Raw genomic sequence first — 15,452 nt, forward strand, 5'->3', positions numbered from 1 at the left:
TCACGCCAATTCAAGAATAAAGATATAGATTATCCAAAGGAAGTATTGGAGGAATACAGCGGTTCGAATATTGTTAAACTTACTCGTTTTATGATAGTAAACAAATACTGCTATATCGTACAAAACGATAATCGCTAAAAAAACTATCCCTACTATCAGACGACTGGAGTCAGAAAACATTCCTTTATTAAAGAAAACAAGGAACAAAACTGAAAGCAAAGTTGAAGCAATTAGAAAAGCAATGGTAAATTTGTTTTCCTTACGCTGATCATAAATATCTTCAACACGTCTTTGACGTTTTGAGTTGAGAGGAACACTGCCGGGTCTAGTATAATAATAGAATGCTTTATCAAATGACCTCTCGAGAAATGAGTCTTCTTCATAATAGGTATCAGCCAATTCAGCAATAGCCTCTGTATGTCCCGCATCAGCAGCCGCTTTGATTAATTCAGTAGCTTTCACTGGGTTCAACACAGTATTGAGATAACCAAGCTGATAACACTTTGCCAACAGATAAAACCCCTCGGGAACACCTGCGTTTGCCAAAGTAATTATATCTTTAAGCAAGTTTTTCTCTCTTTGATCGAGTTCCTTTTGGCTAGTCTTTGCAATTTCTGAAAATTCTTTGCGAACCCGCACAGATTCGTCATAAACATAATCAGAAGGCAGAATAGCATGAATTGCCAATTTCACATTATCCCCCTCAAGAATAGGACTATATTCAATTCCAAAATCCAAACCCAGCGCGTAGAGAATATCAGAAAGTGTCTCAACAGCTGCTATATATGTAAGACCAGTTTCGCTGCAAATAATATGGAGCATATTGTCGATATCAGTCATCTTAAACAAAAGCCTGTTATCTTTAGTTATAAGATTCTTTCTGACTGTGTCGCAACCGAGAATAAGCTTAACCTGAAGCTTTGACTTTTCAGAACATGCAGCTTCGTCGATCAAAGAAAACAAAGCATTTTTATCGGAGAGAATGTTCCTGCCATTTTCATCTATTATCTTCTTAAGCGCCACTGAAGTCTTCGTAATACGCTTGTCAGAATCACATTTGTCAATAACATTTTTGAAATTACTAAAACCCATTGCTGCTCCTTACTCGGATAATACTAAGATTAGCGATAATAGTTTAGCATTTAGTCTTCTTTGTACTGTTTAAACCATGGTGTAAGTATCTGCTTCCATTGCTGTGGTGTAACATAAAAAGGTGTACATTCCCGCATTACATTCTTATGTTGAAACACACGTGAAAAATAATCACGTATTTCAGGAGACAGAGTTTGCCATCGATTTATATACTCTTCTTCGTCAGCCATTTCGCCTATCAAGTTTGCACCTTCTTCGTCTGCATCATCACCGAAGATAAAGTAAATGGAATTCTTGTGATAGTAATTTATCCATTCATATTCGCCACGATCAGGAATAGCAGCCATGATATGTCCGTCAAAAGGCAATTTCCCAATAAGGAGTCTGAAAAGGAACACTGAAACGGTATGATACATGCTCAGCAGATCCATTCTTCCTTTTGAATCCTCAGTATAAAAGAATGGATCAGCATACTGATGATCTATACCATGAACATCAACAGCAAAAGCGTGATCACTCCAAGTTATATATCTAGTAAAACCTATAAAGATCTTATTCTTATCATTAAAATAAATACAATGGTCATCTGATAAACCATAATAGGCATATCCGGCTTCATCCAGAGCAATCATTGCATTCATGAAATCACTCATCAATTCAAAATGAGCCTTGCCCCAAGTTATACTGTCGCCAATTACTTTCCCTGTAAATAAAGTCTTCAAAGGCTTAAGGTTTCTCGGAATATTCTCAAAAGGAAATACCAGAGCATATTTTTCATCGTGTTCAATAACATCAACAGGCCAAGATATTTTTATACTGTCAACATTATGCCTGATCATTTTGATCCAATGATCAATATAATTTCTGTTCTCTGCAATATCAATATAACAGTATTCTTCTCCAGTCTTAAAATGTCGGATAATACACCGATCCGACCCTAACACATTAATACTACGTTCTTCAACCGTATAATAGTTATATCCACTACATACACTATAAAAAAAACGAGCATTACCTTGATTTACCATTATTCGGTTCCGCCATTATCTTTGTCTTCTATTTCACTATTTGGGAAATTAGGAATAGTCGGCACATCGCCATTATCTTTCAATGGAACAAATGGACTATTCGATACAACCCCAACATCACTATTAGGGAAAACAGGATCGGCAGGCTTTTCACCATTGCCGGTTAATGGGACAAATGCACTTTGAATTACTTCCCCCAAGCCGTTATTCTGAGCAAGCTGATTATCAGGTATACCACTTCCTGCATTGTTAGGAACAAACGGATAGAATTGTCCATTACTCTGAACAGGTGAATTAGCCGGAACAAAAGAAGGTCTCACACCGGATTGATATCCAAAATTCGAGTTAGATGGTTTAACCCCACCTTTCTTCTTGCGACTCATAATCTTTTGAACTTCATTGATCAAGTGCTCTTCAGTTTTACCTTCAGGTTTATATGTCCGAATATTATCCATGAACCAATTCCAGTACTTCTCATCGGATAATAATCGCGAGTTTTCACATGCAATATCAAAAGAAAGCGTAAAAGACCCTATAGGCGCATTCATTAAGACTTTGATAGGATTCTCTTTCATCTGAGTAAAACCATGCAAAAGACATATCCAATTGTCTATTTTTCCACTAACGCGTCTATCACCTTTTAATCGCAAACACTCATTCAACAGTTTTTCTTCTATAATCTTCTGTTGTGAAAAAGAAAGAGGAGATTGATGAGATGCAAAATACTTCTCCATTAGTTTCTCTAATATATCAATTCTGTAATTTAAGAAACTCTCTAACATATTAAACAAATCATCAACCACTATACATTTTTTATGCGAAGGCAGCATGATCGCATCTATAACATACGAGTTAAGATAATCCTGTCCAAAATCAAAATCCTCAAGATTATAATTATCCCAATACTTTTGCTTCAAATATTGAACCAGGCTCAGACGTTTCTGTTCATCATAAATACCGACACTGCTCATCAATCTGTAACAAACATCAAGAATATAACCTGGCTTCTTTTTCTCAGATGTAATTTTGTCGATATATCTTTTCAATACAACAAAAAGCGACTCACAAACGATATCTCTATCCTTAATCGATAACGTGTCACGATAGAAAGCAATAATATGTTCCTCATCTGGAACGACATCATCAGCTTTCAAAACAAAAGCGTAATCTAATATTTCTTGTCCTTTTTCATTCTTCTTTAATAACTCTTCAATATTTTTATACTCATCTTTATTATTTCCATACTCTTTGTTAAGCATCTGAGCAGCATCTTTAGAGCTCATTTCGAGCATCTTATCGACAATAAATTGCTGTCCGCAACTCTTCAGATTATCATTACGGGTCTCACTCAAACGTTTATGGACTTTCTCTTCTAACATTTTGGGGATTATAATTCCTCTTTCCATGATATCAGACAAAGCATATTGAATCTGCTGATCGATATAGGGATGTACTAATGGAACATTAAGAAGATTATTAAGTCTCTTTAGATAATCCTCCGGAGCATCAGATTCATTGCCGTTAGCCGTAGCCATCATAATCTCATATGCAACTCTATAAAGCTCCAATGTAATTGGCTGCCTATCAACAAATTTCTTTAACTCGATATCCAAATTCTCGAAATAAAACTCCGGAGACATGTCAGTATCATAGCCTTCAGGAATTACATCTATAAATCCATATCGCTTCATCTTCTTTATAAGAATATCTGAAAGAACATTATTTGCACCGGTTTTTATATTAAAGAAATATTCTCCTTTAGCCTTATCAGTTCTATCAAAGATGATAGCTTTATATGCTGAATCTCTAGACAAATAAGTTGAATAGGTAACTCTCTTACGGTATTCGATCGGCATAGCACTAAGAATACACATAAGAATTCTGGCAATAGTTTCAGACTTACAATCACAAATAATATGCAAAATATCTCGAGACTTACTATCGAGAATATAAAAAACACACCTCATCAGCTTTTTGTATGTTTCTTTGGTCAAACCGACATTCTCAACGCATTCTTTAAGACTCAGCACTTCCATCATTTCAAGCGAAGCAGGAATTTCCTTTGTAGTATCAACTGAAAAATGGAAATTAGAATCAGCAGCAAAAAGCACTTCTTGAGGTTTATGCGCATAATCATTCAGCCCAAAAACATAAGAATGTGCAAAAGAAATGGATCTACCCAACGGATCCGTACCAACATCATACTTGATTTTGGTTAAAAACACAGAATCCTGATTAACAACAAATTCTTCAACAATTTTCGTTTGACTATCCTCAGGATCGAAAACCGGAGGAGTAATATTTGCATTTTGAATACTTGAAAAATACGAAGAATCTTTATCACTCAGAGTAGGCGAACAATTGACCAACTGCCAGCCATCACCTGAACCCTGACCACCGATTCTGGTAAAACAAGCTTGTTTAAAATCCACTTGCAGGCCTCCCTCTAATTTTCATTTCACTAAAACGAGAAAATAGACTTTTTCTTTCCATCACTATCTCTTTTACATTTAGGGCAGTAATTCTTACCGTCTTTATTATATTCATATTCAACATTACATCTGAAACAATAACACTTACTTTGACCAGCATTTACATGACACTTAGGACAATACTTAACTTCATGCTTTAGTCTCTGCTTACATACAGGGCAAAACCAGTCTGTGGGCTCATGAATAATCCCTTCTGCCGTAATATATCTATACTCTTCCAGGATCCACAACAATGGTTCCATTATTCTTCTAGGAACTGGAATGGCAACAGGTTCAAAAACCCCTTCCCCCTTTTTTTCGACATCACAGCCTAATGCAGAAAATAAAAAGTAATTATAATTGTTGTAATGTGTTTGCAATTCATTATGCAAAACTCCATCAGTTACTCTTACAAATTCACTCATCTTATCATTAACAGCATTATAGTCGTCTGCATTAAACTTAGGGAGAGGAACGCCTAAGGAATCTTTGACCTCAACAATATCAGTTAATTCAGTTCCTAAAATATGTTTTGCAGCTTTATCACCTTTTGAAACACAAACCGCAAAAGGAATTTTCGTAAGCTTATCCGCGCCCAACGTATTATATATAGTATTTAAAACCTGCGAGGGTTCATCTGCCTCCGTACCCATCGTAAATTGTATAGGATCTATAACCAAAATTATGGCATCTGCATGCAGAATAAACTTTCCCCATCTGTCAAGTTTTTCTGGATTTACACAATTCTCACCGGCTATATCATAAAACACTAATGTATGATTATGCACAATATCATTGTTATCTCTATACGCAACATCAAAACACAGAGGCTGCAAAAGAACTTCAGGAGCTGTAGGTCTTGGAAGTTGCGATCCAATCTTAACAGGAAAGCGGCTTACATATTGAGCAGCATATTGCGAAGTGGTATTGCATGAAATACTATATCTTGCTAATGATCTAGTTATATATTTGCATACCTGTGATAAATATACAGTTTTTCCAGAACCAGTCACACCAATTATAGGAATAAAAAGAACAGGATAGCGGCCATAACTTTTACCAGGTAAAGGATTATGACAGTAAGGACATACACGTCGCTTCGTTTGGTTTCCGAAGCAGTCAGTCGCACCTACAACCAGATCGTCTTCTATTATAGTTTTCTTATCCGCAACTTTGCTGAAAAAAGCATTATGTTCCTTCTTGCTAATAGAATAAACAGGCCTATGATACGGCTTTATCGACTTAGTTCTTCCATCAACAGCATCAAAACTCTCTTCGGTGGTTCCAGGACCAAAATTTCTCCAAAAATCTTCATAGGTCTGATCCGGACCTGCTTGAAAATGAGCTCTAAACTCATATTGTTCAATGACGCTTCTGGTTCTCTGAATTATTTCTTCATCATTAGTCGTCAATATAATGCCTTCAAGATCTTCTTTAGTGCGAGCCTCTCCTTCCGGATCTAATTCCTCATCCTTAAAAACCGTCTCCATTCGAAAATGAACATCTTGGTCGTTAAAACTATTAAAACAGAAGGGGCATGTTATTTTTTTATCAGGCATAATACTACCTCCAAATAGAGAATCAAATTTCCACTACATCATAACCATCGGATAATTGCGAAAAAATATGTATTTTCTCCGAATTCTCACAATCAACAAAAAAACTTCTACTTGTCATAGTTTCTGTAATCGGGTATACATTTCCAGTATCACCGATTCTATAAAATAATCCTTCTTTATAATTCGGGATATTCGGTATTTTAACTGCATATCTGCTTTTTGTTTTTTTACCGAATACACCTTTTCTTTGAGCAGGTTCAAATGTACATGCTACCTCTATTCTTGCAGAAACATTACGCGAATAATTACTTTGTTCTGAAGATTGGAATACCGTAACAGTATTAGAATTCTCATCCAATTGGCAACAATAAACTGAATAAGTAGCAGGTCTAGTAACAATCTTAAAGCTATTAGTAAATGAAACCTCAAAAAAAGTTATGTAGACACCTTCCTGTATCATAATTTCCCTATCAATCAATTCATTGGTGTTTACATAAGTATCCGAAGAATTCAGTGTATTCAGAACACTTCTTATATCAATCCTCTTTTTGAATCCTGTTCTAACCATCAAAAAAAGGCCGCCACCATTAGATAACCAATTGAGAGAATCGTCTACACACTGCAAATCAGCTGTAAAGTGGTTTTCATTAAAATCAGAAACTGAAAATTTCAAATTATAACCTCCAAATTATCCAACAAAATTATCTTCGCTCAATTCATAAAACCAAATGGTCTCAATATTATCATCATTGCTTGAATTAAAAAGTCGAATTTCAGACCTTGGAGCAGTATCCATATCCTGAAGATATTTTATCAACTCTTTCATATTATCATCATTGTTATCAGTATTAAGAAAATACAATTCCAATACTCTTTCAAAGATTACACCTTTAGAGAAAAACTCAATTCGTTCCTCAATATTAGCAGTCAATTTTTCTGCGACAAACGAAGGAATACCAACCGGCATATTCCCAAACATCAGAGCTAATACATTAAGAAATGCCATATGATATATTGGATCTGAATCAAATAACAATTTTATTTCATTTAGCAATATCTCAATTAATTGTTCTTTACTATTCCCAATTTTAAAAAATTTAGAGTAGAGTTCAGCGATTCTGCCTTGGTCGCTAAAAAATCTTTTTGCATTTTCTTCATATCTGTCATTTTTGCCGCCAATAATACTATGCCCTATTGAATAATCACTTTGAATATTCCTGTTTAACTCATTAAACGAAGAAATACTATGTTCAGCCTCAACCTTAATCTGGTCAATCAATTCACACATGACATCAGCATAAAGTTTATAAATCTCGACTCTCACCATAAGATCAACCGCTTGATTTATAGGCATCTGTTCTAATACATCGTAATTAACTTTAAACATCGATTTCAAATCATTCTTTACAGAAGTAAGATTAATTGAATTGAATTTTATCGAAGATAATCCATTCCTGACTCCCGAAGCAATATCATTACAAATTGCATCGCGGCGTCTTTCGAACTCATTCTCAACAACTTTTAGATGGTTTTCCTTAACAAAGGCAATGAGACATTCTTTAGTTACTTTACCATTTCTACCGAAACAGTTCTCTTCGATATGCTGTTCATCTGTATAAGGAAGATACTTCAGAAAACCACTATCGGGCAAAAATTGTCTAATATCAGTATAGAAAGCATCAGCTTTAGATATTCTTCCATTTGCTATACCAAGACTCCTAATCAAATCATCGTCTGGATTTGCAAATTGATTTTTGGAAGCATTTATCGAATCCATTATAGAATCCATAGCAATCTTAAGAGACAAGAGCATTATTTCACGATTAGGTTTTCCTACCAATCCATAAGAAGCTGTAAAAGCAGGAACTTTTTTGTCTACAAATTTGGATTTATATGTTATATACATATTATCTTCCACAGTATTTGCAAACAAAATTACATCAGCAGGAAGATTATAATCAACATGGGATTGATGACCAACATCAAACCCCTGTGAATATGATCCGTTCCTAAAATGATTGCTTAAGGCAAACACAGTGTTATAAAGATGGCGCTCTGAATCTCGAACCTCAGAACTACAATACAACTCTAGTATTTTTGCTCTAATTTCGCCAGAAAGATCTCTTCTCGCTAATGATTCGTTGAGAAATAGAACCAACGTAGATTGAATTGGCATGCTTAGTTCTTTTTCTATAATATTATATTTCATATACCAACGCTCAAATTCTTCTGCGCTTTCAGCATCAGTAGTATCAAAATAACAAAACAGAGCAATTTTATTCATTTCTTTATAAACACAAGTTTCAGCACTCATAATCCGGGTAAGCTGAGACAAAAGCACGTCAGAAGATACTTCTTTTCCGTCCATGTCAACGATAAAATCGGAAAATGAATCAACGAAAGAATAAAACAAAACATACTGAGAATTTCCACCCCAGCTTCGCTCAACATCTTTAATAATTTCTGCATGATAGGCTTGAGATTTCTTTCCAAAATAAAATACAACCGTTGGATAACACGGATGCAGATATTTAGACCCTGAAATATCATTATGGCGTAATAACCTGTCCGCAGAGTTGATTATTATCTCACTAATACTATTCATCTACCAAAACCTACTAAACCAATCATAATTAATTTAAGCATATATCAAATATGAGTTATACAAGCTTAATTCCAAATCGTTTTGCAAAAATACTAAGATCTCCTTTAATTCTCTTAAGAAAATCTTTAAGATCATCAATCTCATCAGGGAACGACACTGCAGCATCTTGAACAGGCGTCTTAAGATCTTTGAGCTCATCCCATATTGTTTGACACGATGTATTAATTGAATTCTTGATTTCCGGATCAGTACCAAAAGCTTTTCTGTTAATTTCAGCTTTCTTGCACATTTCTTCTCGCAAATCTTCATCAAGGCTACTGAAGCTCAGATATGATTGATAAAGCGGAACAACCGAGTGACTCATTTCCGGACTATTTAGTTCAATAGTTTCTCCAAACTCATTCTCAAAGTTGATAAACGGAGGAGTATAACTGACAATACCAGCAAACATAATACTTTCAAATTGTTCAAGCAATATATTAACCTTAGGAGTTAGTTCATCAATTGCAGCATCAATTTCCTCGTGCTTAGCCATCTCATTTTTGACGATAGCCTGCAAACAAGGAGAAATAATAAAATGGTCTATTCTAACATTTTCTTTATTCTGCTCTTCGTTAATTGAACAATCATTAGGAATCAAACTCGTTGTATCATCATAGATTATATTTTTAGACATATTTACTAATCTATTTTTTGCTTCAAGCTTGGATGCATCATCACTTTTTCTTTTACCATCTTCAAAAACTTTTCTGAATTCATCCATAAAACTTTCATTAATAGTGTGTATTTCGCACTCGTCATTATTTGACATTTGTATTATTCCGTGTTTTACAGCACTCAAATAAAGCAACTTAGCATTTCTAGCATTTTCCATTAAACGCGCATTATTATCGGTAGCATTCATCAATATTATTGGTGTTGGAGAAGCAAGTTCCCTCCAATCTCTTCCCTTTTTTATTTCGCCATTTCCGTCTCTATATGTTTTTCCTTCATAAATATGCTGTCCACTAATATTACTTTCGACAGAATTATTCTCATATAAAACAATACCTTGATAACCAAAAAGCGGAACTCCAACATAACATCTCATTATTGAAATTCTATCTGAAACAGCCCCATCACGTGACTTAAATTCTTTCTTATTTGAATTCTCCATATTCAAGGCAGCAGTTGTTACTTCCAAACTGGTAGCAGGATACGTTATGTAACCTATTTTAGAAGCCTCTTGAACATTATAACTATGGGAAGTCCAAAACATCGGATTTGCCCTAATAAACAATTCATGCATAAGATCATTCTCAATTCTGTCAATTAGTTGATCTGATGATTGTGTATTGTATTTTGTTTGGAGATAACTTGTCATTGTCTTCTGAGAATATGCAGAGAACACATCCGTAAAGTAATGATTTATAAACATTGAAATCTTATCCTCATTACTGTTTATCCAAGCGTCTACGCCTTCTTTTGATGTCATGACCTGCATGAAATTAGTAATATTCTGATCCATATTCATTGCTGCCACCGTGCTTAACAGATCAGGCATAACATCATTTATCGTAGCAATCGGTATCTCATAACTTGGACGATTAGCAACTCCACCCTCTGCAAGATATCTTCTATTCTCATCAAATGTATCCATTAAGCGCTTTACAGTAGTTGCAAGAAGATCCATATATTCCGAAGAAAGACTGGTCAACTGTGAACGCAAAGTCTTCAGTAAATCATACATATATGTATATGCTTCAACCTGGGCACGATGAATAGTTAAATTTCGTGTTGCATTAGCATATTTCTTATATCGTTTATCACCGTTTAGACTATTAGTATTGCTGGCAAAGAACTCTCTTTGAGCCTGTTCCCAACTTGAATATAATCTTTCTTCCTGAGCGTTTTCCTGTTCTCGTTGATCATTAGCAGTCTTTATGTAACCATCTACTACAGCTACAAGGTCCTTACTAATTGTTGATCTCAACATCTTAGCAGCATAAAAAGGACCACAAGAAGGATCTGCAGCCAGATATTTCAATGCTTCGAAGATTCGGGTAATAATTGATCTTGTATTTGCTGTTCGAGGATCAGAAATGGTTGTGTAGTCATCAATCTTCCTTGAAAGAGAAGAATAATTCTCTTGTATTTTACCGAGAACCCTGCTCTTTATATCTGTAAAATATGTCACTGTCAGATTATCATTAGCTTGTGCGTTTCTCCAATCGACAACAGGTAGCGGAAAAGCATTTAAATCAGCGCCTTGAGTTAACAGGCCATAAATCTGAGTATAAGATAATGAATTCCTATTCACAAAATCAGTTAAATTGTTTTCAGTTGGAATCTTATCATTTACGATTGTAGACATCTTTTTGAAAAACTCAGCCGCAAGGTATGTCAAAACATCTTTAAAAGGTAATGTTGCAGCTGCTGCACCTAAAACACAGTACTTATAAGTAGCTCCAAATTCTTTGTTTAACATACCAAGTTTTAAATTATAATTCGAAATGTGAGATTCCATAGTAAATTTATTATTTGTTTTAACTAAGAAATCTAAGAAATAATCTGTAACTACATTCATTGCATAATCATATCCGTCAGGCAAAATATCACCATTCGATGTCGTTGCAGAAATCAGATGGCAAATATCAACCGGCATTTTTCGGCTTTCAATTAAACCTAAACCCTTATAATACTGTGACCACTTATCTCCATTACGCTCAAAATTCATGCAATAATCAAGTTCCTGAAGAGAAGTAAATCCATTATTTTTTACATATTGCTCAGTCTCAGTATCTAATCCATTAGCACAATTTACATCCGGCATGAAAAAATAACCACACAAAAAACAATTTTTTGCTACAGTTTTTCTAACAGCCTCTCTAACCAGATAGCATACATCTAAAAACGTGCCTGAACCTGTTCCTCCACTTATTCCACTAAAAATATGTATATATACATAAGGATTAGTTAATCCGGCTCTGGCTTGATCTAATTCACTAATTACTTTCTCAAGAAAAGGCTTTGCGCGCTCCATCAAAAGATATCGACCAAGTTGTGGAACACCACCCGCTCCGGCAAGTGCACTCAGAGCATCTATTTTGGTATGTTCAAGCCAATCACGATATGCAGGATCTTCGTCCAATTTCCCCTGATGATGAGCAAAAACCTCAGAAATATCACAATTACAGGAAATAGGAAAAAACTCATTCTTTCTATCAATTTGACAGAATTCTCCCAAATTACTATTCTCTACAGAAATAGAGTTTTCATCAGAATCAACCGCCAGGAATCTAATATGATCATAGTGCGGAACTTCAGATTTAGGATCATCCGGAAGAACACGATTATATATTTTTGCCTTTAGATTTTTAAGACAATCAACTCCGGTTCCACCTAAACCGATACAAATAACCGCACAGTTATCCTGTTCCATCTGTTGAGCTACATCTACAATTCCGCCCTGTTTGTTAAGCAATAATTTCTGATACATAATATTTCCTCCGTTTATTAAATTCATTTATTTAATTTCTGGTTTTAACATGCTTTCAAATCGAATCTTAATGCCATTAGTGGAATTCTGAGAAGGTCTGACATCAATCTCAAAACCATTTCCACTTACTTCAATCGTGTTCTTCATTTCACCTTGGGCAAATACTTTTTTATTCGTAATAAACTTAATATCATATTTACCCGTAGCTTGGAAGAAGCATTTTTTCGAGTCAAAAATCCTGTTTGCTTCAGGCGAATTAAAAGGAACAAGATATAATCTTCCTCTATTTTTATGAACCATGATCTCATCACGATAATCGCCTGTAGCATCATCGAAATATCGGATAAAACAATTACCCATAAACTTCTTATTCAAAAAAATATATATAATCGTACTGAGAGCTATTATCAAAAGTAACAATATTATTCCCAGAATAATAATAGTTTTTTCTCCAATATCATTCCTTAAAACATTGATAGTAATTTCACAGGAAAGGCCGCCGGAATCTGTTGCCTTTACAATGAATAAGCCCTTCTTCAAACTACAATTAAATAATGATAATTCATTTCCTGATACAGTATAATCTGAGCCCTCCATAAATGAACTGGACTCAATACTATACCTCAAAACAGAATCCTCATTATCAGTAGCCAATTTGCTTAGATCAACATTTAAAGGCTTTGCACCGACATAAGGCCAATTATCCACTTTATGTTCGATTTGATCTTGAACCGGCTTCGGAGCAGTATTAGGCGGAACAGGTGTAGCAGCTGGAACTACTGTCATAACATTATAAGGACCAGTCTTCTCTGACTCCTTAGTAATATAGTTACCTGATAATGATGCCTCAAAATAATAGACACCGTCATCAAGATCAACATCAGCTTGGAAACAATCACCTGACACAGTCATTGGCACTCTCTTAATGACTTCTTCATAACCGTTCATAATCTTAAGTTCAGCCTCATAACCTGTATATTGAGAGGCCTCTGTAGCTACAGTAGTTCCTGAACTCAACCTGGAAGAAAAATGTGCCGGCGATGAATTATCTATTATGCCGTTATCATTATCAACATCTAAAGAAATCGAAAGGTTAGTATTATAGACCATGTTGATCTTGATCTGATCCTTCGGTATTCCTGTTGCAACTATCTTCCAGGTGCCCGGAACAACATCGGTGACCTTGATCATGGTAAACGAATGCAATTCAGTAACATAAGCATCTACCAGATTACCATCAGGAGTATATACATCCAAACTATCCGTATTACCGTGAATAATAATATTTACTTCTTCTACACCAATTCCTGGAATATCAAATGTTTTCTCAATGACACCGTTATCCGGGAATTCATCATCAACAATCGTAATTGTCGTCGTTCCATAGATTAACTCATAGAACGTATTAAACACATCATTAAGATCTTCAGCTCCGCTGACTTCTCTGAAAACGCCACCGGTTGCATCAGATATCTGTTTCATTTCGTTTGTATCAGCAGTACCATTTGAATTCAGACAAATTGTATAAATCGGGATGTCACTCTTAATTGCTAACTCGATAGCCTCTGCTTTATCTTCATATGACTGATTCAATTCGTCTTTTGTCGGCAGATCCGTATTACCATCACTAAGCAAAACTATTACAGAAGGAAGATTGGGATCACCATATTCATTAAGTGCATTAACAGCAGTAAGAAGCGCCATGCCTATATTTGTATCACCGGACGCTTTGATCGCTTCCAATGAATCCGTAACACTATTTTTATCCTGCTGGGAATTGACCAGAGACGGATTGATCTCCTGTTCAATCTTCGTTGAATAGACAAATCCACCCAAATAGTTGCCACGGGTAGCAAGCAAGTTGGCAAACTGGCTTATAGCTTCAAATCTGTATCCGTTAGGATCCGTCCATTTCATGGAACCGCTGGAATCTAAGACAAATACAACATTAAACCTGTTGTTATTATTTTGCTTTTTATCAGAATTATCAGCTGATACACAGCAAAAAAGCAAACCGATCGTTATCACGATGGATAACAATGAAACTAACGCCCTTTTTCTTCTCATCTTATTCACCACGCACAAAAAACATATAGCCATATTTCAGACTCTTAAATGATTTTAACATGTTTAGCGTTATTTACAACCTGCACAAAAAATAAGTTACATTTTATTTACCGCTAGGCATAGTGCACAAGGAATTCTTGCGAATTTTATTAATTTTTTCCATTGAATAATAAAAACTAACTCATTTTCATCAAGTTATAACTCTTTTATTCCTTTAATTCTCGAGAATGCAGTATAGTTCTCGCTTTCATAGTTTTTTGTGTAAACTGCAAAGACTATCTTTTCAAACATCCCGTCAAACTCCTCGCAGACCTGCTCTGCTGCCTGAGCAACGATTTGCGGAGGGTTGTAAAAAGCTCCGCAACCAAAGGCTCCTAGAATTACAACTCGCTCTTGATTCAAAAATGCAACAGAAAGAATCCGTCTCCAACGCTTCTTGTGCACTTCTAATAGTTCCTGATATGTCGGAGCATACTCACTATCATCATAAGATTGTCTCAGATCAGGCGCTGCACATGTAATAATATCTATCTCATACCACTCGTTGTCAGCTAAAAGCTCGCAATCGAATGTGTCAGCTTTAAAAACAGTAACGCCCGGGGTGAAAATAATGTCATCATTATTTCGCCTGTTTACTTCTTTATTACTGATTTTCTCTTTATGGCTCTCATAGAAAGCCTTTACGGTTTCATCAGATATACATCTATATAAGGTGCTGATTCGACACATGCTTTCTTCCTGTGCCGTAGTTCCTCTAACAACTCCACCACCCGGCGTAACAAAACTTGCAAAATTCAACACACAAACACCATTAGAACCGGGATTATTTAAGTATTCTTTTGCAGCTTCACACGAACGTTTAGAGGTCAGCCACAACTCTGTTTCTTTGAAAGGTTTTCCCGACTCAAATTGCAGAGCATCATCTTCCCAATAGATTTTCTGGTTAATAATTGCTCTGGATACAGACTGAGACAAGCGTTCATTTTCATCACACATTTCCAAGGTATTTTCGAATATCTTAATTCTTTCTATTCGGTCAGCCATCGGGAATACACCTCCAAAAATATTGATTTACTAATTATTTTAGACTATGTATGTCTATTCTTTGATTAATAATATCGACAATACCCAAGAGCATACTTTGTCATAATC

Annotated in this window: 9 protein-coding genes; all 9 read right to left on the reverse strand. The window is 35.3% G+C overall.

The window, feature by feature from the left end; translation table 11 throughout:
* Entirely contained in the window at nucleotides 1-1,092 is a 1,092-nt protein-coding gene (locus BO18_RS15820; protein WP_034447879.1) for a tetratricopeptide repeat protein, read from the reverse strand.
* A gap of 50 nt (nucleotides 1,093-1,142) precedes the next feature.
* Complete coding sequence (locus BO18_RS15825; RefSeq protein ID WP_034447880.1) at nucleotides 1,143-2,120, reverse strand: hypothetical protein; 978 nt, start codon at nucleotides 2,118-2,120, stop codon at nucleotides 1,143-1,145.
* Nucleotides 2,120-4,552: a hypothetical protein gene (locus BO18_RS15830; RefSeq protein WP_034447882.1), complete on the reverse strand. Its 2,433-nt coding sequence runs from the start codon at nucleotides 4,550-4,552 to the stop codon at nucleotides 2,120-2,122. The genes BO18_RS15825 and BO18_RS15830 overlap by 1 nt, the downstream gene beginning before the upstream one ends.
* A 29-nt stretch (nucleotides 4,553-4,581) precedes the next feature.
* The gene (locus BO18_RS15835; protein WP_034447884.1) at nucleotides 4,582-6,150 is read right to left on the reverse strand and encodes a TRAFAC clade GTPase domain-containing protein; all 1,569 of its coding nucleotides are present in this window, start codon (nucleotides 6,148-6,150) and stop codon (nucleotides 4,582-4,584) included.
* Nucleotides 6,151-6,172: 22 nt separating this feature from the next.
* Nucleotides 6,173-6,823 (reverse strand): hypothetical protein, encoded by a 651-nt coding sequence (locus BO18_RS15840; RefSeq protein ID WP_034447886.1) that lies wholly within the window; start codon nucleotides 6,821-6,823, stop codon nucleotides 6,173-6,175.
* Nucleotides 6,824-6,838: 15 nt separating this feature from the next.
* Nucleotides 6,839-8,755, reverse strand: coding sequence for a hypothetical protein (locus tag BO18_RS15845; RefSeq protein ID WP_034447889.1), 1,917 nt, complete (start codon nucleotides 8,753-8,755; stop codon nucleotides 6,839-6,841).
* Nucleotides 8,756-8,810: 55 nt separating this feature from the next.
* The gene (locus BO18_RS15850) at nucleotides 8,811-12,233 is read right to left on the reverse strand and encodes a tubulin-like doman-containing protein (protein WP_034447891.1); all 3,423 of its coding nucleotides are present in this window, start codon (nucleotides 12,231-12,233) and stop codon (nucleotides 8,811-8,813) included.
* A 27-nt stretch (nucleotides 12,234-12,260) separates the two neighbouring features.
* Nucleotides 12,261-14,300, reverse strand: a complete 2,040-nt coding sequence (locus BO18_RS15855; RefSeq protein ID WP_185752478.1) for a vWA domain-containing protein — start codon at nucleotides 14,298-14,300, stop codon at nucleotides 12,261-12,263.
* Nucleotides 14,301-14,495: 195 nt separating this feature from the next.
* The gene (locus tag BO18_RS15860) at nucleotides 14,496-15,344 is read right to left on the reverse strand and encodes a TIGR02452 family protein (RefSeq protein ID WP_034447893.1); all 849 of its coding nucleotides are present in this window, start codon (nucleotides 15,342-15,344) and stop codon (nucleotides 14,496-14,498) included.
* Nucleotides 15,345-15,452 lie beyond the last annotated feature (108 nt).

The organism is Butyrivibrio sp. AE2032, assembly GCF_000702965.1.

Coding starts and splice junctions, on each gene's coding strand:
- BO18_RS15820 (WP_034447879.1), bottom strand. CDS start 1,092: ATGGGTTTTAGTAATTTCAAAAATGTTATTGACAAATGTGATTCTGAC.
- BO18_RS15825 (WP_034447880.1), bottom strand. CDS start 2,120: ATGGTAAATCAAGGTAATGCTCGTTTTTTTTATAGTGTATGTAGTGGA.
- BO18_RS15835 (WP_034447884.1), bottom strand. CDS start 6,150: ATGCCTGATAAAAAAATAACATGCCCCTTCTGTTTTAATAGTTTTAAC.
- BO18_RS15845 (WP_034447889.1), bottom strand. CDS start 8,755: ATGAATAGTATTAGTGAGATAATAATCAACTCTGCGGACAGGTTATTA.
- BO18_RS15850 (WP_034447891.1), bottom strand. CDS start 12,233: ATGTATCAGAAATTATTGCTTAACAAACAGGGCGGAATTGTAGATGTA.
- BO18_RS15855 (WP_185752478.1), bottom strand. CDS start 14,300: ATGAGAAGAAAAAGGGCGTTAGTTTCATTGTTATCCATCGTGATAACG.
- BO18_RS15860 (WP_034447893.1), bottom strand. CDS start 15,344: ATGGCTGACCGAATAGAAAGAATTAAGATATTCGAAAATACCTTGGAA.